The 21862-nt window shown below is 41.8% G+C and carries 16 protein-coding genes; 3 read left to right on the top strand and 13 right to left on the bottom strand.

The genetic code is table 11. From position 1 onward, the window contains the following. Positions 1 to 167: 167 nt before the first annotated feature. The 4 genes from GDK41_RS18595 to GDK41_RS18610 all read right to left on the bottom strand — a co-directional run bounded on the left by GDK41_RS18595 (position 168) and on the right by GDK41_RS18610 (position 6199). Positions 168 to 2186, bottom strand: coding sequence for a methyl-accepting chemotaxis protein (locus GDK41_RS18595; protein ID WP_152087969.1), 2019 nt, complete (start codon positions 2184 to 2186; stop codon positions 168 to 170). A gap of 636 nt (positions 2187 to 2822) precedes the next feature. Continuing rightward, positions 2823 to 3788, bottom strand: a complete 966-nt coding sequence (locus GDK41_RS18600; RefSeq protein ID WP_172971682.1) for a hypothetical protein — start codon at positions 3786 to 3788, stop codon at positions 2823 to 2825. Further along, positions 3689 to 4612, bottom strand: coding sequence for a hypothetical protein (locus tag GDK41_RS18605; protein ID WP_152087971.1), 924 nt, complete (start codon positions 4610 to 4612; stop codon positions 3689 to 3691). The genes GDK41_RS18600 and GDK41_RS18605 overlap by 100 nt, the downstream gene beginning before the upstream one ends. 114 nt (positions 4613 to 4726) lie before the next feature. Beyond that, positions 4727 to 6199: a flavin monoamine oxidase family protein gene (locus GDK41_RS18610; RefSeq protein ID WP_152087972.1), complete on the bottom strand. Its 1473-nt coding sequence runs from the start codon at positions 6197 to 6199 to the stop codon at positions 4727 to 4729. Positions 6200 to 6455: 256 nt separating this feature from the next. Between GDK41_RS18610 and GDK41_RS18615 the strand changes: the two genes are divergently transcribed. Continuing rightward, positions 6456 to 7778 (top strand): dicarboxylate/amino acid:cation symporter, encoded by a 1323-nt coding sequence (locus tag GDK41_RS18615; RefSeq protein ID WP_232056577.1) that lies wholly within the window; start codon positions 6456 to 6458, stop codon positions 7776 to 7778. Between the two features lie 21 nt (positions 7779 to 7799). On the opposite strand, the gene GDK41_RS18620 is transcribed toward GDK41_RS18615, so the two are convergent. After that, a complete protein-coding gene (locus GDK41_RS18620; RefSeq protein WP_152087974.1) occupies positions 7800 to 8912 on the bottom strand; it encodes a hypothetical protein in 1113 nt (370 codons plus the stop codon). A 393-nt stretch (positions 8913 to 9305) separates the two neighbouring features. Next, on the bottom strand, positions 9306 to 10154 hold the full coding sequence (locus GDK41_RS18625) for an alpha/beta fold hydrolase (RefSeq protein WP_152087975.1): 849 nt from the start codon (positions 10152 to 10154) through the stop codon (positions 9306 to 9308). Positions 10155 to 10416: 262 nt separating this feature from the next. Here GDK41_RS18625 and GDK41_RS18630 point away from each other — a divergent pair, with 262 nt between their 5' ends. Continuing rightward, a complete protein-coding gene (locus tag GDK41_RS18630; RefSeq protein WP_152087976.1) occupies positions 10417 to 10911 on the top strand; it encodes a hypothetical protein in 495 nt (164 codons plus the stop codon). A gap of 124 nt (positions 10912 to 11035) precedes the next feature. Here GDK41_RS18630 and GDK41_RS18635 read toward each other — a convergent pair whose 3' ends face one another. The 3 genes from GDK41_RS18635 to GDK41_RS18645 form a co-directional block, all read right to left on the bottom strand. Then, positions 11036 to 12226 carry an anhydro-N-acetylmuramic acid kinase gene (locus GDK41_RS18635; protein WP_152087977.1) on the bottom strand — a complete coding sequence of 397 codons (1191 nt, stop codon included), beginning with the start codon at positions 12224 to 12226 and terminating at the stop codon, positions 11036 to 11038. 23 nt (positions 12227 to 12249) lie between these two features. Continuing rightward, positions 12250 to 12657 carry a hypothetical protein gene (locus tag GDK41_RS18640; RefSeq protein WP_152087978.1) on the bottom strand — a complete coding sequence of 136 codons (408 nt, stop codon included), beginning with the start codon at positions 12655 to 12657 and terminating at the stop codon, positions 12250 to 12252. Between the two features lie 62 nt (positions 12658 to 12719). Further along, positions 12720 to 14675 (bottom strand): RecQ family ATP-dependent DNA helicase, encoded by a 1956-nt coding sequence (locus tag GDK41_RS18645; protein WP_232056578.1) that lies wholly within the window; start codon positions 14673 to 14675, stop codon positions 12720 to 12722. 126 nt (positions 14676 to 14801) lie between these two features. Here GDK41_RS18645 and GDK41_RS18650 point away from each other — a divergent pair, with 126 nt between their 5' ends. Further along, positions 14802 to 16319 carry a phospholipase effector Tle1 domain-containing protein gene (locus GDK41_RS18650; RefSeq protein WP_152087980.1) on the top strand — a complete coding sequence of 506 codons (1518 nt, stop codon included), beginning with the start codon at positions 14802 to 14804 and terminating at the stop codon, positions 16317 to 16319. Here GDK41_RS18650 and GDK41_RS18655 read toward each other — a convergent pair. From GDK41_RS18655 to GDK41_RS18670, 4 genes are all read right to left on the bottom strand, one after another. Beyond that, positions 16296 to 17075 carry a substrate-binding periplasmic protein gene (locus GDK41_RS18655; protein WP_232056579.1) on the bottom strand — a complete coding sequence of 260 codons (780 nt, stop codon included), beginning with the start codon at positions 17073 to 17075 and terminating at the stop codon, positions 16296 to 16298. The genes GDK41_RS18650 and GDK41_RS18655 overlap by 24 nt on opposite strands. A 336-nt stretch (positions 17076 to 17411) precedes the next feature. Further along, positions 17412 to 17630, bottom strand: coding sequence for a DUF2798 domain-containing protein (locus GDK41_RS18660; RefSeq protein ID WP_152087981.1), 219 nt, complete (start codon positions 17628 to 17630; stop codon positions 17412 to 17414). A 192-nt stretch (positions 17631 to 17822) separates the two neighbouring features. Then, positions 17823 to 20282 (bottom strand): glycosyl hydrolase family 18 protein, encoded by a 2460-nt coding sequence (locus GDK41_RS18665; RefSeq protein ID WP_152087982.1) that lies wholly within the window; start codon positions 20280 to 20282, stop codon positions 17823 to 17825. A 117-nt stretch (positions 20283 to 20399) separates the two neighbouring features. Then, a complete protein-coding gene (locus GDK41_RS18670; RefSeq protein ID WP_152087983.1) occupies positions 20400 to 21836 on the bottom strand; it encodes a lytic polysaccharide monooxygenase in 1437 nt (478 codons plus the stop codon). Positions 21837 to 21862: the final 26 nt, after the last annotated feature.

The raw sequence follows: 21862 nt of genomic DNA on the forward strand, positions 1-21862 counted from the left end.
AACGCTTAGTTCAACGGGTGCAAACTGGCTGAACAGTAGGCCATGACCAATTACAATTTTGTTTACCAACAGGACATTGCGCGCTGTTGGTAAACAAATATGACCTTAACTCGAAGTAAAAAGTAACCGACTTATTTAAATCAAGTCATTACCCCAAGTTTGAGTAATTATTGCGTTTTAAAGTGTTGTAAACTTTGCAGTAGCGCTTCGCTCTCTTCTTGTAGCTGCCCGCCAGCTGTGTTAGCCGTTTGCATCAACGTAGACGTATTATGAGACAAGTCTTTTGTTGTAACGATGTTCTTTGAAACATCTTCAAGCACCGTTGATTGCTGATGAGTTGCCGTTGCAATTTCAACCGACTGCATTTGAATTTGCTCTACTTGAGCGGTTAATTCCGTCAGCTTTTGGTGGATTGCCTGAGCATGTTGCACACTATCTTCTGCCTGAGAACGATTAACCACCATTGCCTCTAAAACTCTTTTCGTATTTTCTCGCAACGAATCAATGATCGTTTGAATATTATGCGTAGACTCTTGCGTTTGCTTAGCCAGCGTTCTTACTTCATCTGCCACCACAGCAAACCCACGACCATGCTCACCCGCTCTGGCGGCTTCAATTGCCGCATTAAGTGCCAGTAAGTTAGTCTGATCAGCAATGCTGCCAATCACATCAAGCACTTCACCAATACGGTCACTGCTTTCATTCAACTCGTTCAATAGCACTTCGTTGTCTCTGAAACTCGATGCCATTTGATTGATTTGCTGATCAGCTTGCGTGGCAAGGTTCATACCGTGCTCTACTTGCCTTTTCACTTCTATGGTCGCATCACTTGAGCTTTGAGAGCTGCGACTAATTTCACTCACTGCATGAGATAACTCAGTGGTTGCTGTTGCCACCATATCTAACTGAGCGTCTTGCTCTTTAACCGCTTGCTCCGCTTTAACCATCATCTGCTGCATATTGGCACTCGATGCAGACACTGAGTTTGACACACGCAAACTATTTGCAACTATTTCATTGATATTATCAACAAAGTCGTTAAATAAACTGGCAACTTTGCCTATTTCATCGTTACTTTTAACGTCTAAACGTTGCGTTAAATCACCATCACCACTAACAATACGCGCCATAGCATTTGTTACTTCTTGTAATGGCTTTAACCCAAGTCTGATAGACCAAGTAAGCACTAACGCAATGGCAATCAGTAATACCACTGTCATCAAAATCAACTGCCAAATTGCATTGTTGATTGGTTCATCAATTTTTGCTTGCGGGTAAAGTAAAACTAAACGCCAATTCATCATTGGCTCATCCATATCGACTTTGATCACCGCAGCCAAATAATCTTTATGCTGCCATTGCACAGAAAAGTACGACAAATGTTCAGACAAGTTATTCAGCGCGTTAAAGCCGCTATTGCCTGTTAATGTATTCAATTCTTGTAAGTTTCTGTTTTCAGGTTGTAAATTCGTATTGGGCGGTAAAGTGATCAATCGCCCATCATCTTGATATAAGAATGCATAGCCAATACCTTGATATTTCGTATTATTAGTAACCTGTTTTTGGATTGCTTCAAGCTTTAAATCAATCCCTGCAATCGCAATTCTTCTGCCTTGCGAGTCAAGTACTGGTTTAGAAATAGCCGCCGACACAACTTGTGTTCGACTGTCTTCAAAAGGTTCATTCACAACTCCCCTTCCCTGTGCTTCAGTTAATCGCCACCAAGGAATATCCGTGATCGGTCGAGTCATTACTTTTTGCGGTATGCGGCCACTTTCGTCCCAGTATTCTCGGCTACGCTCCGGGCTATAAAACACACTGATTATCTCTGGCTCGCTATTCACAATTCGGGTCAAAAACTGATTAACATCAGCATATTGGGGCTCTGAGTCTAAAGGTGCCCAAGCTTGAGTACGACTACTTAACCAGTTTTGCATGGTCGTTGAGTCAAATGCAGTCTGCAACACTTTGTAGCGACTTAAAAACAACTCTTCTACATTGCTCGCTTCAGTCTCTATTGCGCGCGCAATCCCAGACTTTACGCGCTCTGTGCTCTGTTGTTTTATGCGATTTACTGCGATGATAGACAAAATAATAAATATCACTGAAACAATAGAGCAAACACTGAGCACTAATCGCCATGTGAGAGAAAATTTTTGCAACGGTTCTCGTTGAGAGTTATTCATAAAAGTTACCTAATACTACGTAGATAGTTTGAGTGTCATTAATCGCTCTATCATTACTCTTGTTTTACTGCACCTAAGTTAACGAAAGCGCGATTAGAAAACAACGTAACCAATAAGGGAACAAAATTATTGCACTCAATTGTTTAAATAAAAAGAATTTTTGTGTAACAGCAGGTTTTTTTATGATTATTGCGGGTGCTGAATATACGATATTCGTGTTTAAGCTAGCGCAGCTAACAGCTGCTGACTTGAATTAGTAACGCAGGTCATTCACCGTTCGGTCATTGCGTGGTATGCCGTATAAGCGTTCCTATCCAAAAAGCTGCGGGAGTATAGCAAGAGCAAAAGCGCAAGAGAAGGTACAAGAATAAAAATTTAAACCCAAAAACCACAACAAAATACAAGCCATTGATTATTAGTAAAAAAGCAAATATACAACTAAAGCCACACAGCTATTCACTCTGTTTGAGTGCATTGTTATTCACATTAATAACTAGTAATACCATGTTATCTAGCAACTTTTTTGATCACACGGCTACCTACGTTTAAAAACCATCAAATATTTGTCTGATCAACGCTCAATCTACCACAAACCAAAAACTCGTTTACTTTTGTTAAGCAAAACAAATAATTCCCCTACTCAGGGGTACACTTTATCTCAATCAACGCATTTGGCTCATCAAAATGCAACTTAGGAAACTGATCTACGAGTCGCTGATAGAGCGCTTGGTGTTTGTTTTTTATTTTATACATTGCATCAATGTGTGTATCGTTTATTGGTGTATGGTCAATAAGGCTTGCAAGTGCGTTAGAGGCAAGCTCAGCATTTGGATCTTCATGATTATTAAGCGAATGCAATTTAAACCATAAGGGATCTATGTCTTTGTCACTGCTCGTTAACGGCACACCTTGGGATAACAAGTATGGAATGAGTTCATCAACCATACGTTTTGAGGTTTTTGGGTTTCGTAGGGCTTTTTCAAATACTTGGGTTATTAACGAAAATCCTAATGCGTTGGTATTTGCCAAATTATACTGTTGCTCAACTAATAACAGTTTTTGCTGCTCTATAGGCAAGCGAAATATCATCGAGTAAAAGTCACTGTTTTTTGGAGTGAGCTTGTGCTCTATTAGGGTTTTAAGTTGATCTACGTTAAGCCTTATTTCGCTATACAGCTGTTCATGTAGCACCATCGATTCAAAGCTATCTAACTCGTTTAGTGCAGTTTTAATTTTTGGCAAATTGGTCATTACCGCTTCAAAGTCTGTTAGCTCATCGAGTGTCAGATGGTGATCACGGAGCTTTGAGGATAATGACGTGTAACCATATACAAAGGTTTTTTCTGGACAAAGATAATCGCCAATTACCTGCCAATGCTTGCCCAATTGAGTGGCTAGAGCACTTGCATTTATTTGCCTAATTGAACTGCTTGAAGCTGCCCTTTCTTGGTCACAATGATCGGCCGCATTAGGTTCTGTTTGTAATGCTAAGTACTGCTGCGCTAGTTGTGCCATTCGCTGCTCAACAGCTGGGATAGCCTTAAATGCGTTTGAAGAGAGGTTTTCAGCACGCCAACTAGATTGGTCGTCATTGATGCCCATAAGGGTTTGTTTAAAAAAAAACTGGCTGACCCACTTTCCAGTCCATCAAAATACACAGGTGCAAGGTCAAACATCGCTTTTAATAGCTGCCGAGCTTGTTGTTTTCCAAAGCTACTGAGCAAGACAACGTTATTGCTATCTCTTAATGGATGCTCAAAAAACACTTGGTTCTGAGAAAATTTTTGCAGTCGTTCAATAACGCTAAGCGACTTCTGCAAATCTGTATCCCCTAGTGCTTGAGTTAGGGCTCCTAGCCAAAGTTTCAGCTCAGTGTCAGGGTAAAAGTTGAGCTGTTTATTAATGTCAAAGCCTTCAACATATGTGTTTACCCCGTAATCCTCAAGCGCTTGTAGACTTGGTCTTTCTGACCCCAAGGAGAAGCTATAGTCTAGACCTTCAATAAACTGAGTAAGTTCTTCATGTTTTTCATGATATTGAGACAAACCATTGACTTGCTTAATCCACAGCATCGCTTTGTCATAGCCGTATAAGGCAGCAAGCGTTTGTGCAATTTGGTATTTATCTACCCCCTGAAAATACCAATTTACCGCTTTTAAACCAATAAAATTAAATTTTATCCAAGCAGCGCTTTGCTGTGCTTGCTCAAATGCCTCACACCTTACACTCTCTTTGTGGTTAGTTTCTTCGAGTAAGGTGGGTGGCTGGTTTTGTATCTGCCTAGGGTTGTGTGAATCAGTAACTTGGCGTACATCATTAACAGCTTGAGATCCAATAGAGCTTTGCTCTGCTGTTGAAATGATGAAATAAAGCAAAGCGCAAAAAGTGAAGAATAAAAACAATATAATTATTTTTCTTTGCTGCATGTATGAATAAGTCCATTTATATAAGGTGATGTCACTAAGTCGCTAATACTGCATGCGCGTTTCTAAAAAAGCAACTACCTTCAGCTCAATATACCAAAGGCAGTTTCACTTATTTTACAGACCAAGCTCTTTTATCTGCTCTGCTGCACGTACTCCACTTCTTACAGCACCTTCCATATAACCGAGGTATAATGTGTCGGTATGTTCTCCCGCAAAATAGATGCGCCCAACCGGGTTGTAAAACAACTTCCAATACTCACTCACTTGCCCCGGACCGTACGCTAAATAACCACCTTGAGTCCATTGCTCGTTAAGCCAATTTTGTGCCTTCGCTTCAATAAAATGCTGCGACGAGCCTGGATACATTTGCTCAATTTCATCTAAACGAGCAGCAATAATCTGCTGATCAGTCCAATGTTTTTGCATTTCACTAAAATCACCCGATGTGTAAGCGATTAAAATCCCGCCTACTCCACCTTGTCGCTCGGTTGTCTCCCATGTCCAGCCCGTTGGGAGGCTAGCCACAGCAGTGTCTCCACCTAAATTTTTATCAAGCCAAAAACGTTTACTGTATCGCAACAGTACTTTGGAATGCGTTCCATAATTAATATTATCAGCGGCTTGGGTTAACGTTACTGGTAAAGCAGGTGAAAATTCAATTTTATTCAAAACTTTTAAAGGTACTGTGACAACAATAACATCTGATATATATTTTTTTTGTGGCGCTGTAGTGACCGTTATTTTATTGTCGACTTGCGCTATATTTGTAACGGGCTCATTTAATATTATATCACCATTGATATTATCTGAATAAGCATTGGTTATAGCACGCCCGCCCTTTAAGAATCGAAATGATTCAACATCATCGTCGGATACATTTTGGTATACCTTGGCATAGTGAGCCAAATGTAATAATGATAAACTGCGTGGCTCGTCAAACTCACCACGTACGAATTGCTCGGCCATTTGCTTTGCGATAGGGTTTAGCTGTAGATTATCCAGCCAATTTTGTACCGTGATAACATCATACTCTTTTGCTAAAGCAAGCTGCGACGGGTTTTCTGGATCTGGCACCGCAGCAGCTAAAGTTTTCATGCTATCTTTAAAGCGAAGGTAATCATTTACAACGGTTTTATCGTAATTGTTATCAAAGTCAGTATAACTGATCAGTTGATTGTCAATATAATAAGCGCCTTCCTCAACATTGTCATCGTAACCCACATCTGCGAGTTCTACATTAAACAATGAAGCATAACGATGAAGCTCAGTATGTACGGTTTCGCCGTCGATTAGTTCACCACCAATTTCCCCCGTTTGAGTGCCCATATCGATTGTTGCAACTCGCCCGCCAATTCTGTCTCTTGCTTCAAGTACGGTTACCTTAAAACCTTGCTGCTCTAGCTCATAAGCGGCTGTAAGCCCAGATAACCCAGCACCTACTATAATCGCACTTTTAGTTACTAAAGCGGGCTTGTCGGTCTGCTTGATTAAAGGTGTTGTATTATTGCTACCACATGCAACCAACACGACAGTGAACATAATGGCCATTACAACATGACGGAAAAAGTCCTTTTCCCAAATTTTCATTTTATAATCCTCTATTCGTAAAGTTTAATTAAAATAAATAATGCGTTTTTATGTTTAAAAAATAAAAACACAGAAATAATAAACAAAAAACAAACGCAGCAAAACAAATTAAAATTTACTTTTTAAATGTTTTTAATATAAATATTTAATCATTCGATGCTGCGCATTGCGATTAAATCAACTTATTTTGACTCTCATCAAGCTGCCCTGTAAAAAAATTGCTACTGTTAAGTATCAGTCTTAATAAGGAATGCAAATGACTTCTCACTTCTCAATAGAGCCTCTATTAAACCGAAAGCGGCTGTGGTTACAGATCATTATTGCAATGGTACTTGGTATCAGTTTTGGTTTGCTTATCTCTCCAAAAGGTGCAGCTTTTGTCAGCCCACAAATCGCAGAGCAAATCGCCCAATGGGTAGCGCTTCCTGGCAAAGTGTTTTTAGCATTGATCCAGATGGTGGTGATCCCGCTGGTTCTTTCTTCGATTATATTGGGTGTGGCTGGCAATAAAGATACTAACTTTCTGAAAAAAGTAGGGATCCGAATATTTCCCTACTTCATAACAACTACATTTATTGCAGTCTTGATTGGCTTGTTGGTTGTCACTCTTATCGAGCCTGGTAACTATGTTGATAGCCAGCTACTTACTAACCTCAATTCACAAACTACTGAGGTACCAGTCAGTGTGATGGAGCCAAAAAGCCTGCCCGATAGAGTCGTTGCAATTATCCCCGAAAACATCACCCGCTCTACGCTCGATAAAGATATGTTTGCCGTTGTGATGTACGCGTGTTTTATTGGTATCGCTTTGACTACTTTATCGATAAAACAAAAAACACTGCTATTAGATCTAACCGAAGCGGCGCAGTCTCTTTCCCTGCGTATCGTTAATTGGGCGATGCTCTTAGCACCGTTTGCCGTGTTTGGTTTATTGTGTGATATCACAATTAGAATTGGCATCGATGCGCTGATCGGCGTGTCAGCTTACGTAGGTACTGTGCTCTTGGGTTTATTGGTTTTATTAACTGTTTATATTGTGATAGCCAAAGCCGTAGGGCAAGTCTCTCCTATGCGATTTTTAAGTGCCATAAGAAGTGCACAACTGCTCGCATTTTCCACATCAAGCTCTGCAGCTGTTATGCCGCTTTCAATGCGTACTGCAGAAATAGAGCTCGGTGTTAAAAAGCCGATATCTCAATTTATCATCCCACTTGGTGCTACCATCAACATGGACGGTACTGCGCTATATCAAGTTGTTGCTGCTATCTTTTTGACTCAAGTTTTTGGTATTCAATTATCTGATAATCAAATAGTTCTACTCATTTTAACCACGGTGGGGGCTTCAATTGGCTCACCAAGTACACCCGGCGTTGGTATTGTTATTTTGGCGTCTGTGCTGGCTAACTTTGGGATCCCTGCTGCTGGCATTGCACTTATACTAGGAGTTGATCGCATTTTGGATATGTGCCGAACCGTACTAAATGTAACAGGAGACTTAACAGCCTGTTTGGTGATGAATAGACTCATTGGCGAAAGCATTGACATGCACACTCACCCAGTTACTCCTACGTCTAGTTGAGCAAGATAAGTTTTGTGATACTTAGGGGCAATCAGCCTCTAAGTATCTAATAAACCCTGGTGATTCAATATAGTATTTATCTGCATATTGAGAAATTACCGCCATTCCTTTGAGTTTTTTTACGCTTGTTTGCACCGCAGAGGTCGTTACTTCAGTGTGTAACTTTTGGCTTAAATATGCCACTGTCTGAGCGCTATAGAGCGACGTTTTCTCTTTTCTAATTAACTGAAGTACTTCTATGTCCAGCTCCCTTAAACGTTTTTTAAGTCCTTCAAAATCGCCATCTTGGATCATTAACGCTTTGATATACTCAGTGCCCTCATTAAGCGATGCCTTATGCGCCATTAAATAGGTCATTAGTTTCATCATCCAAAAAGGTGACTTATCTATCTCTTCGTAAAACGCCTTAACCGCAAGGGCATCATAATTTAAATCAAAGTGTGTACTGAGCGTATCACAACAATGTTGTACAAATTCTTCGCCTAACCGAGGAAAGTCAATCATAAATGCAGAATCATAAAAGGGCTTATCTTTATCAGCAAACATAGCGTTCACGCCCGAGCGACTAGAACCGGCAAACACCACACAAATATCACTATAAGTATCTAGCGCTGTGCGCAGTGCGTGCTGCACGCTTAAAAACTTATTCGATGAAGCTAGATGCTGAATTTCATCGATAATGATCAGTGCCTTATCACCACATTTATTAAACAACGCTTCGACTTGTTGGCCAATTTTGAATAGTTCTGATTCACTGGGTTTATGCGCATTTTGGTCGCTAAATTCAATCGTCGCTTTACCAAACACGTTATTACCCACTTCTAGCTTTTTGATCTCACTATTAGCAAGTTCTGTGAGTTTTCCTTTTACTGTTTGGTTAAGCGCCGATAGTGTATTGTTGAGCGCTTGAGTGATAGCAAGCGTTGGGCTATCTGGCTCTCCCCACAGATTGATATAAACCGGAATAAAGCCATTTTCTAATGCAATCGGGTATAGGTCTTTAAGCAAAAATGTTGTTTTACCCGTGCGCCTTACATCCAGTAAAGCAATCCGACTCATTGCACCTTGATACACCGTTTGCAAATAAGACTCGGCAAGAGCCTTGCGTTGAAAATGCCAATTCACTTTTTTCATCGTTGATCACCTAACAGGTTATGGCCACTTATGCATAATTATGGCTAGTATACATAACAAGGCATAAATGAACATAACCGCAGATGAACAAATTTATTCAAAAGTATGTTTAGTGAGTAGGCATTATACCAATTGCATTAAATTGGTGATCAGATATTGCGACAGATAAATGGCTTAGTAACAAGGCAAATATTTCGCTATGTAGTTATTCTACATGAGAAATATTTAACGCAGTTAATGAGTTATTTAGCGCGCTAGAATGATCAATGTATTAATAAAATTGGTATTACTACAACACCATGAAATGTATTGCTTTTATGAGATAAAGTAGAGGGCTTTTATTTAAACGCAAGTCGCAAGCCCTATGACCAAGGGCTCGCGTGGCAAGAAGGATCAAGTTTTGGTTTTTCCAACCATTTCATCGATGTGCTTGAGCACAATAAACGGGTCTGTTTTATCAAACAGATGAGAGGCATATTTCATCGTAACCGCATTTACATCACTGCTCATTGATTGAAACTTTTGCTGAGATTCGTTCCATGTGTTGGTAAACACATCAACATCATCATAACTCATGCCGGTAGTGAGCACCTCTACGTGTGGGATCCCTCTAGAAAGTACCGTAACCGGGGTTGATTTATCCACCGTATAAATATCTGAGTGCTGAGAAGCTTCCACAAAGTCTTCCAAAGAGTGTTCGTCTCGCTCCCAATCAATAATCCACTTCATGATGCCCCAACCCTTTGCTGACATCTTACCTTTCATCTGCTCGTACCAAGACTCATGCACGGTATCAACAAGAACAAGTCCTTTTACTTTGTCGGGGTTACGATGAGCAAAAGCACGCGCAATCAATCCCCCAAAAGAATGGGGAACAAGCACTAACTGCTTCATATTGGTTTTTTGTGTGAATAACTCAAGCTCTTTTGTTAATTCGAGCATCGTTCTCACTCTGGGTTTTGCAAATGTACTTCTACCCGTGCCGGCTCTATCGTAAAAGCATAAACGGTATCCTTTTGGTTGCGCATTATGAAACGTATTTTGGTACGTTCCATGAGCATCTAATCCCATTCCAGCGATAAGCAGCGCGGTTGTTTCTCCTTCCCCTTTACATAAATACGCCAGTTTGTTCTCGTTGACTTGTACATATTTATAGTCATGAGGATGCTCTGCGTTGTTTGCAAATGCAGTAACTGTGATAAAAGTAAGCCCTGTGAGTACTATTTTTGTTATTAGATTCATTTTTTCCCTTGATTAATTATTGCCGACGACTGAATAACCAAACCAATCATATCCGCAGTAGAAAAAACAAGCAATCAATTTTCAGTATTTTCTGAAACTTTAAAACACCAAATTAGAGTAAAAACACCACAAAGTACCCAAAAAGTTAACAACCAAGTAAGTATTTGCTACATTTTTGTTTGTTATTGCACATAAAGTCATAAAACTGTCATTTAATTACGCAATAATGCGCCCCACTTTTAATCAACCAAAAAATTTAACCATGACACAACCACCGGTACTGCTCAGTTTTTCTGCTCGTGCTTTAGATGAACACGCTGAAGATCAAGCATGCCAGCACGCATTGCAGTACGATACGCTAAAGCTTGAATATCAAAGCTTAGGATTACCTTTTTTATGCGAACTGCCCTTTGATGCGCAACTTGGCGATGTGATTGCTTTGTACGCCACTTCTGTTCAGGCACGATGCGCAAGTTTCAGTGCCGAAGCGCCATTAACCAAAGAAGCACTTGAAACGGGTCATCAAAGTTTGCAACTTAAAGGGCAAGGTGAGTCAGGAGAATATATTGTGCAGTTAAGCCTCATTGGGCGTCATGGTATGGTTAAAAATTCAGTTGAGTATAACGCCTATATAAACAGCGCTGTAGAACAAGAAAATGTGACGACAGACAAATCATCTGTGATGTCTAACTCTGTTGCATCAGCCTTAAAACGCCATACAACTAACCTTATGGCTTCGGTGCTTGCTATTTTTTGAGTGCCCTCAGGTTTGAATAAGCTTTTTTGTACACGCCAGTGATGCGTAGTTCAACACAATAGCCGTACTACTCGGTTATCAATTGGCGATGAGCCGCAATTAAACTCACCGCGCCATTAATTACCTAGTCGGCGAAGCTCACTTTTCCCATAGTGATGTTAGGCACCTCACTCACTTGCTTGTTTGCGGGTGTACCTGCTAAACACTCATTAGCAAGGATCGCAAATAGCACGGCTTCTTTTGCATCAGGGTGAATACCCAATACATCACTGTTTTTCAAGCTTACATGAGGAGCCAACTGCCGCTTTATCTGCTGCATCAACCATACGTTATGTACTCCGCCACCACTACAGTACACAGCGGTATCTGTTGATGACAACTCATTGATATATTTAGCGATAATATTAGCTGACAACGCACTGAGTGTGGCCATCACATCCTGATGAGATAACTGTTGTGTTTGGCTAGTTGCTTGCGCTTGCTCCAACAAGGCCAAATTAAAAATCTCAGGCCCCGTTGTTTTTGGCAGCTTAAGAGCAAAAAAGGGGGCATTAAGAAGCTCATTTAAAAGTAACTGATTAACCGCGCCTTGTCTGGCGACCTTTGCATCCTCATCAAAAGGCTTTGAAAAATGTAGTCGCATGTAGGCATCCATCAGCGTATTTCCTGGGCCAAGATCACTACATATCACATCGTTGATTTCAGCCCCCTTAGGCAAATATGTTAAATTTGCTATTCCGCCCATATTAAGCAAAATACGATTTTCGTCAGCGCTGGCAAAATAATAATAATCACCATACTGCGCAAGCGGTGCCCCTTCTCCGCCACCGGCAATATGCTTTTGACGAAAATCAGCAATTGTAGTGATACCCGTCGTAACAGCAATGTGATCAGCATCCGCAATTTGCAGTGTGGCATTACCAAACTCATTGTAAGCATGTTGGTGTTTAGGACTGTGATATATGGTTTGCCCATGGCTTGCTATAACATCAACCTCATCCGCGCTTACCTGCCAACGCGCCAAACATTGATTAATCAGTTGTCCATGATACTGCCCAAGCCATGCATTTAATAAAGTTAGATACTCAAGGTTAACAACTTGCTTAGCAAACACCTGTGTTATCTTGTCTTTTACCTCTTGCGGGTAATCACAAGTTGTGAATGCCTCAACAGTTACATCTGTATAACGCCCATGGCCACTGATACGACATAATGCCACATCCAACCCATCTAAAGAGGTTCCGCTCATTAGTCCTATAATCAACCGCTCGGGTTTCGCTGCACTTAAATACAGTTTTTCGATATGTGGATGCATGACTGATTCATTGCCTATCTTTTTTAATTATTAGAAGTATATACGTTAACTATTGGGTAATTATATCGGCCAAACTCTAGTGTGAGAGTAAGTGTATCATGGCCACCGACAGTATATTTATCAGCGCTCATCTTAGGCGCAACACGTTGCCCATCGGCAAACAAGGCCATAATATGCGGGCTCTCAAAAAAGCGATTACCACTACTGGTGTTTTTGATGGTAACCAAGGCTGCCCGCTCACCATCAGCACTGCTCATTGAAGCGTAAGCCTGTACTTTAAAGTCACTCTCTTTTGGGTATTTACGCTGGTCATTTGTAAAGGCATTACTTGGTATGTTGGTTAGCGTATTATCAAATGTATAAACCCGCTCTTGTGCTTGCACGTGAACGCTCATGAACAATAACACAACACATAAACACTTAGGTTTCATCTCACCTCCTTGGCCACTAAAATGCCAAACTCAATATGAATGGCTCATGAGCCAGTGCATGGTCAATCAGTATCATGCACCAAAGCCAATTGCGCTACCTTATTAGTAATATCTAAAAAGCGATGCCCTTCACAGCATGCAAAGCCCGGTAGTTGCTTCAATTTATATTGAATAATAAATGGCGTAGTGACCCCCGCTAAAAATCGAATCACAGTATCTTTACTGGCAACTACTCCACCTTGGCGTAAATGTTTTTGTAGTGCAAATACATAGTTACGTAGTGTTTCATCATCTGGCATGCTTAATTCTTGGCTTCGCGTTAAGGTGGCAACTTGTCCACGGCAGACACTACAATGCCCGCATTGAGCTGGCACATTTTTATCATCAAAATAATACGCTAAATTGGCACTTAAACATCTATCGAGCTCAAAAAAGCGCAGCATAGCTGCAATACGCTTTAACTCTGCTTGCTCTTTTTCTTTAAAATAATTATATAGCGTGTCAACTAGCTCAGCTTGCCTTAGTTTATCTACATCTACTTGATAAACCTGAACCATGCGTTTGCTTTCCAGCTCAATGAGTCCCTGTTGATGTAAATAGTCTAGCGCAGCCACAGCGCGTTGCCGGTCTGCACCTGAGCGAACCAGCGATTGCATATCCACACTTCCCCATACCTTTTTAAACTGCGTATGAGCAAAAATTTGCTCTAAAAACGAAGCTCTAGCAGGGTCAAACTGGCTCAGTAGTTTTGACTCACTGGTAATAAACTTAAATCTAAAGTCGGCATAATAAGAGTATTTAGCACTGATCGCTGCGAGTATTTCAAGCTGAACCAATAACGTTTTTAAAGCCAATATACGTATATTACTGGCTTTAGATAATGGCAGCTCTTGCAACTCCCACTTGCCATTCACCTGCTCTTGCAGGCATTGCGATATCACCGTTTCAATACCTCGGCGTTCTGGCGTATCGCCATAAACAAAGTTTTCAACGGTTGCCACGCCATCTAAATTTGCTAACACCGTGCAGTAAGCTTGTTCACCATCTCTGCCAGCACGACCAATTTCTTGACTATAGTTTTCAATTGATTTGGGTAAATCGTGATGTATTACATAGCGAATATCCGATTTATCGACTCCCATACCAAACGCTATCGTTGCCACCACAACTTGAATATCGTTGCTCATAAACTGCTGCTGTACATTGGCGCGCACTTCATCTTTTAAGCCAGCATGATAGGGTGCTGCTTTAACACCCGCCGCTTGCAATTGCTTTGCAACCTGCTCAGCTTGTTGCTGCAATGTCACATACACAATACCCGCTCCGTGATAACCGCGTATCAATTGCAAAAGGGTCTGTAGCTTGTCGCTTTCAGTAACGCTTAGCACCGATAAGTCTAAATTAGGTCGATAAAACCCTGTCTGCACGATATGCTCAGGCAAAATATCAAACCGCTTAGCCATATCAAACTTCACTTTTTTGGTTGCTGTTGCAGTTAGCAGCAATACCAAAGGAATGTTTAATTCACGCCGATAATCTGGCAGCTTTAAATAGTCGGGCCTAAAGTTATGCCCCCACTCTGAAATACAATGGGCTTCATCCACCACCATCATAGATACATTAACTTGCTTGATAAATTCACGAAAACGCTCATTTTTGAACCGCTCAACAGATACCATCAATATTTTAATGTCTCCGCTACTCACTCCCTGCATCACTGCTTGGCTCTGTTCATTAGATTGACTGGAATCTAATGTGGCAGCATGAATGTTTTTGCCTTTTAAAAATATGACCTGATCATGCATCAAAGCAAGCAAAGGTGAGACAACCAATGTTAAATGTGGAAGATGGAGCGCTGTTAATTGATAGCACAACGATTTTCCTGAGCCAGTTGGAAAAATAGCAAGCGAGGAATGACCAGCCAATAGCTGAGAAATAGTTTGCGATTGTCCTGGTCGAAAACTGGCAAAACCAAAATGTTGCGATAAGCTTTCTAACAACTGCTGTCCATGCTGCATGTGGGAGGCCTTAAGTGGTGTAGTTACGTGACTTAAAAGTATCATATTTTGTGTTTAGCATTAACGAAAATACGCGAGTTATTGTGCGTTTTAGCAATCTATCCCTGTGTATAAGAGGAGAAAACCGTGTCAAACCCTTCCACCCCTTCCCTATTAGTTTTCAGTTTTGACGGTACAGGTAGCGAACCTCGGGATGCACAGCAGTACAGTGCAGAGCAATTTAAAGAAGACTGTGAAATTAGCAATGTGCTTAAATTACATTTGCTATTAGGTGGGCGAATACACCCAGAAGCAACCAGCCACTTTGCTAGTCAAAAATGTTTCTATTATAGCGGCATTGGTAATCAAGGCAGTGCGGTCAAAAAAATACTTAACCAAATACTCGCGCCACAAAGTAGTGACGTGGCCAGCATTTTGTCTCAAGCCATGCGAGATTTCGAAGCGCAATATCAAACTGGCGACCAAGTATTGCTTATTGGCTTTAGTCGCGGGGCTGCACTTGCCAGACGGTTTGCTAAATGCTTAGAAAAGCACATCAATAACAATGTGTTTTTATGTGTGTTTGATACCATTGCATCTATTGGTTTTAGTAAAATAACCAAAGCCACTTGTGGCACAGAACACGTCATATTTGCCGATCATGACGCCGCTAACAACGTTAGTGCCGCCCTTCACTGTGTCAGCCTTGATGATAAAAGAAGAGCCTTTGAAGCCACATTGTTTAACCATGCACCACATATTCACGAATTATGGTTTGCGGGGAGCCACTCTGACATTGGCGGAGGGTTTTATCGCAGTGGCTTGTCGGATATTTGCTTGCGCTATACATTGGAGTGGTTGCAAGTTCAACCGATAAATATCAATCTGCTTACTCGTGAGCAAATTAATTATTCTGGGCTGTTACCGCATGACGGCGCACTGTTAATAGATGCTGACGATTTAGCTATCACCCCTGATCCCCTGGCACCAAGTCACCAACACGATTACTTTTGGGGTAATGTTAACTTTAAGGCCACCAACCGGCTGTGTGTTGTGATGCAAAACAACCAAGTCAGTGACATCCCTCCCCTCATTCACCATAGTGTGGCCAAACGAATTTACAACAGCAGCAGCTATCGTCCAGAATCTCTCAAAGGCACCTTACATCGCTTGGAGTACGCAAGTGGCGAACAACTAGAGTGCACTGGAATTACCCCCCATATTGAGTTGCCGACTCAACAGCTCAATATTTTGCAGGTTGGTGAAAAAGTGCAAATCAAAGTATTTGCCTGTGAGGCGTATAACCATACAGGGCTTTGGCTAGAAAAAGGGGCAACATATCGTATTAACCCAATCACATCACAAGTATGGTTTGATAAAGACACACAAGTTACAGCCAGTGGTTGGCAGCGTGGTAATCGCACGGTTGGGGTTAAACAGCTTCCCATCGAAATGATGGAACCTTATAAACGCTTACCTGGACGCCCATGGTTTTCACTGGTTGGCTGCATAAACGCAGACGATAGTTTTGCTTTTTCACTTAATGGTGGGGGTGATATCAAGGTGAATCAACATGGCGAGTTTACGCCTTTTGCAAATGACATAAATTGCGATTATGGCTTAAACCGCGGTGCAATTGAGTTAGAAGTGGTTCGCTTGGGATAGTGAATCTGGTAATTTGCTCAGGTACTTTGCCTCAATTCTCTTTAATTGGTTATCGGTTGCACTAATTGCCCTATTTATTTGGGCAATTTGCTCCACACTGAAAGCACTTTTGTTAAGCATAAAATGGATCCCATTATCGTGAACGACATATGGATGGATACGCAATTTATCATAACCTAATTGATGCTTATAATAGACACCACTTGCTTCATCCTCTATTAAAAAGTCAACTCGGCCTCGGCGTACCAATTCCATGCGTTGTGACAAACTCGCAACCTCAAAATAGTTATTCTTAAATTGATCAACTTTCAGTATGCTGGCCAACTCCTGTCCATAGTAAGCTCCGGGGTTGGCAGTAAATAGATATCCCCTTTCAAATAGCTGCGACAAACTCTTTACATCATCCATGGTTGAAAGCGTAAAAAGGCGCATTCTTTCTCGCCTGTATTGCGCACTAAAATAAGCTATTTTTGCTCTTTGCTCGTTGTAACTTGCTGATGGAAGAATATCAATAAACCCTCTTTCTAATTCCGTGATCCCCCGTGCAGAAGAAGGCAACCTAACAAAGTTAACGCACAACCCCGCTTTATTGAAGATATATTGTGTTGCCTCGATATCCATACCAAAATAACGCTCTCCGTCATACATTACATAGGGGGGCCACGGCGTGCCGACACCGACTTTGTATGTTCTGTCGCAGCTAAGCGCTTGAACAGAAATAAAAAACAATAAAAATAACAAAATTTTGGAATACAACTTGATACATCAACCGTAAACAAAGACGCTCAATTTAGTATGGAGTAATACCAAAATATTACCAAGGTGAGAAATAGAAAGCTGTTTTTAAAAACCAACCGCTTACTTGCATGGATAAGAGTTTTGATAGTTCACAATAGAGACGTTGTAACCCCTTACACATCCAATAATGAGATATTGCTCAATATCAAGGCATTTTCGCGAAGTAATAGCGCGCTATTACAAGTAAAAATAACGCAGAGAGTGAGCGACATAGCCTTATTGGGCAAATTCACTTATGTGCTCCTGAGGTTATATACATTGCCAAAATAGAAAGGGAACTGCACAGAGGTAACTTTAAGATATCAGTTTATTGGTAATTTTTTGCGCGATAGGCGCGCTGAAAAAAGAAATAACAGCAGCCGCCGGCCACGCTAATACAAATGCCTTTCCCCAATTAGCAAAAAAGTGCGCGCTGACACCTAAATTGATGTAAGTAACCCAAAGTGTCATTAAAACTGATAAGAAAAAAGACAACAATAATGTAAAAGTAACGCGGTGTTTTAATGAAGGCATAGTACGCTCTGTTGAATGCTAATAATCACTTGTAACGCAAAGAACGCCACAGATTATAAGCCCATACTCGGTTGACAAGCAAACCTTAACCTTAAACCAAAAAAAACGCCAACCTTGTTGGTTGGCGTCACACTCGCTTTAATTGATATTGCTCATCCTTGAGTCAACCAAAGTAAATCGGCTATATCGATATTATAGTGCTTGCCATACTAGTGCTTTGCCTGGTTCTTCACCACGCGTCCACCATTTAGCTCGATAGTTTTTGCCACCATAAACCACCGTATCACCACCAACATACACCTTGTTGCGCTCCCATGTATCTACTGGACCGGCTTTATCTGTCACTGTTACTTGGAACGAGCGTGAAACACTTTCAGTGCCATCTGATACTGATACTGACACTGTGTATGTTGTATCTTGTGATACCTCAGCCGCACTTAAACTAACACTAGCACCTGAGCCAGATACAGTTAGCCCTGCAGGCACATTCCACGTGTATGTTAACGCATCGTTGTCTGCATCTGTTGCGACTGCGCTTACGTTCACCGACGTGTTTTCTTCTAATGTAACATCAGCGATAGGCGCAAGCACCGGTGCACTGTTAGGCGATGTACTTACGGTTACAGTAACATCTTTAGACACTGACACAGTGCCATCTGATACCGTTACGGTAAGTGTATAATTTGCATCAGAAGTCAGTGTAGGTGCTGTTACAACTACACTCGCTGAGTTTGCATTTGCAAGGCTTAGCGATGCATCTGCACTCCAAGAGTAAGTAAGTGTGTCACGATCTGCATCCGTTGCACTGGCAGTCACTGTTGCGGTACCGCCATTAGCAATCGTTACTTGGCTATCTACCGATACAACCGGCGCGCGATTTGGTGGTACAGAACCTGCCAACCCTTCGTGCATCGCATTTAAGATATCACCGTTGTCAGCGTCTATTTCCCATGCGAACAAACCGCCTAGGTCGTTTACTTTTACGTAACCACCTTTCGCTTTTACTGAACGAGCGTTATCGAATGTTAGTAGTTTACCGTTACTACGGTTCCAAACATAAGCTGCTTCTGCTTGTTCATCGTATCCAGCTTCAAAACCGTTGATACCAGTACCGTTTGGCCCTAACAAGTTGGCTACAATCCCTTTGTAGTCCATGATACCAGGCTCCCAAACGCCCTCTGTTGTAGAACCTTTAAACTTACCGTTACCTGGTGCCGTCATTGGGTTTCCAGGAATGGTTGCGTTAGCTTCCATTACCCCTTCCCAGCCACGACCATACATCGCCGCACCAACGACTAGTTTCTTAGAGTCAACCCCTTGGGCAAGCAATAATTTAATCGCGTTGTCGGTACTGTATGCAGGACCTTTGCGTGGTTCGCCATTGTCATCTACGCCCGTGCCGTTACATTCATCAACACTGATGTGTGAACCACAATATAGTGCTGTTTGATGGCCTGTCACATTGTTCCAACCACCAAAGAAGTCGTAAGTCATCGCGAAGATATAATCCATGTACTGCGAAGCCGCTTGATAGTCTACATCTTCAATCTTATCGTAACCGGTACCAATTGCTGAACTGAGCTCGTACTCACGTCCCGTTTCTGCTTCAAGTTCATCAAGCATAGCGCGCAATTCTTGCATCAATGCAACATAAGCTGGACCATCGTTGACTGGATCACCTAAGTTACCATTTGGACCGCCGCCACCAGGGAATTCCCAGTCAATATCTACGCCATCATAGAATTTCCATGTCTTTAAGAACTTTTTCATAGAGGCAACAAACGTGTCACGGTTCGCTTTCTCAGTAAACCCATGGAAAGGATCAGACAGCGTCCAGCCACCAACCGATGGGAGAATTTTAAGATCTGGGTAACGCTGCTTAAGTGCCATTAACTGCGCGTATGTACCACGGATAGGATCTTTAGAATCAACGCCTGGTAGCGCTTTTTGAATGGCAGCCCAAGGGTCATGAATTACTACTTCGTAATCTGCAGAGCCAGCACACGCCTTTTGCAAAGCTCTCCAACTGTTACCATTTTCTATTTCTTTAAGAGACTCGTTTGGACCACAGATTGGAATAAAGCCATAAAGTAAATGTGATAAGTTTTGCGCTGGGATCTTGGTAACATCAAAGTTACGCCCATAAATCCCCCACTCAACAAAGTATGCCCCCGTCACGTAATTCGGGTTAGTGCCATAGTTTTTGTTATTTGGGTTAACATTCATAGGAAGCGGCTCTAAATGACCACCATCGGTATCCGCAATAACAATGGCCTTGCCTGCGCTTCGTGCACATGTATCGCCTTCACACAGTTCAACATAAAGTGTGTGACGACCAGAACTTTCATAAGGAAATTCAATCACACCGCTTTTAGTACCCGCAGGTAAAGTGCCTTCATTAACTAACATATCGTCAAAATACACTTTATAGCCATCACCACCGTCGCCGCTCCATGCATTCCACTTGATGCTGATGTTTACTTGCTCTTTGGCGTTAACTAAATCTTTGTATGATCCCTGACCATCCAGATTAACCTCAACAAAAGAATACTGCTGAGCCTCCCAGCTTAAACTGGGTGTTGAAGGCGCTGCTATAACAGCACCCGACATCATCGCTAAGGCCACAGCGGCCGTTAAATGTTTTATTTTCATTTCTTTCTCAACCTTATTTACATGTTGTATCCAACCCATTCAGGCGGATGATTGTTGTACCAATAATTAACTTTCACCTGGGCACCACTGCGCTTTTACAGCAGTGGTGCATAACACTTACAACTTTAACCAAACCAATGCAGAGCCAGGTTCCTCACCTCGAGTCCACCACTTCGCTTGATAGTTCTTTCCTTTATGAGAGACTTTATCGCCACCGACATAAGTTTTGCTTTGACTCCATGCGGGATACTGAGATTGATCGCTATCTTTTACGGTGATAGAAACGTCAGCAGAAGTACTAAGTTGTCCATCAGAAACTGTCACTGTAATGCTGTATTGCATATCAGCAGACACTTCAGGTGCAGTCAGTTCGATTGTTGCACCGGAGCCTGTCCAAGTCAGCTCACTGGGCACCTGCCATTGATAGGTTAAATCTTGCTGTTCATCGTCAAAGGCGTGAACATGTAGTGTGGCCGTTGATAATTCATCCATAACCAGAGGTTCTGGTGAATGAATTTTAGGAGGCGTATTATCCGGCGCGGCTTGAATGGTGAGGTTGTAGGTATAGTTTTCATTGCTAACATATACTTCGTTGGATAGTAAATTTTGCGGGTCAAAAACAATCTGATCATCACTTTGTTTTACGCCCACTTGCATAATGCTGGCATGATCTAGGTTAAGCATTTGCGCCAACTGCTCTGCCCAGTTACCTTGGTTGAAGTCACTGACTTTCAGCGACTTACTTACCAACTCTTTACCCGTGCCATCAAATACCCGAGCCCAAACCGTATCTCCCACTTGCGCTTGTTGACCTTGCGCCACAAAGTACCCAGCGCTGGTCCAATTAACAGGACCTGTATCACGCACTATGGTAATGTCACTACAGTTGTAAAAACCTTCGCCTACCACGTCAATGCGCTGCCAACGCGTATATAAAATGGCATCTCCCACTCGATTTTGAGGAATCGACACTTTCATTTCATAAAATCGTTTGCCATCAGGGTCTTTCACAAATTCAACATTGCCAAGCTCGGTAACCAATTCTAGGTCTTCCCAGCGTAGCGTATCTGTCGCTCTGTTAAACTCTGGCTTTGTAATGTAAAACTTCCAAAAGCTTGGGTTGTGTGGCGTTGTAGCCCTAAAACGAACAGCCACTTCACCATTGGCATTGGGTGTAATTTCTGTGCTTTGCCAATATTCAGAAGGTAAATTCATGCCGCGCTTTGCATTGTCGCCACCAGCACACAAAGCGCCATCTGGTACATTCGCTTCAACAGCAGCTTGATCGTTATAATTGGCGGTGTTAACCGAAAACTCATGCTCTTGAATAAATTGCACATATCCTGATTCCAAAAATGCGGCTCTACAGCCTTGATTTGGAATGTTCGAGCCATCTTCAGGCCACCAATAACCCCCTTGGGCCTCACAAATTGATTGGCGCGCTTTAGGAAAGTCCATATAGCCATGCGCATTCACATTAAAACTTAAGCTACTCAATAATGCGGTACTAACCGTAGCCACTAGTAATGGGGTGTTAACTAACATCTTGTTCATCGTTGCTCTCTCCTTAAGTGGGCAGC

The organism is Pseudoalteromonas sp. A25, assembly GCF_009176705.1.
Lineage (GTDB): Bacteria > Pseudomonadota > Gammaproteobacteria > Enterobacterales > Alteromonadaceae > Pseudoalteromonas.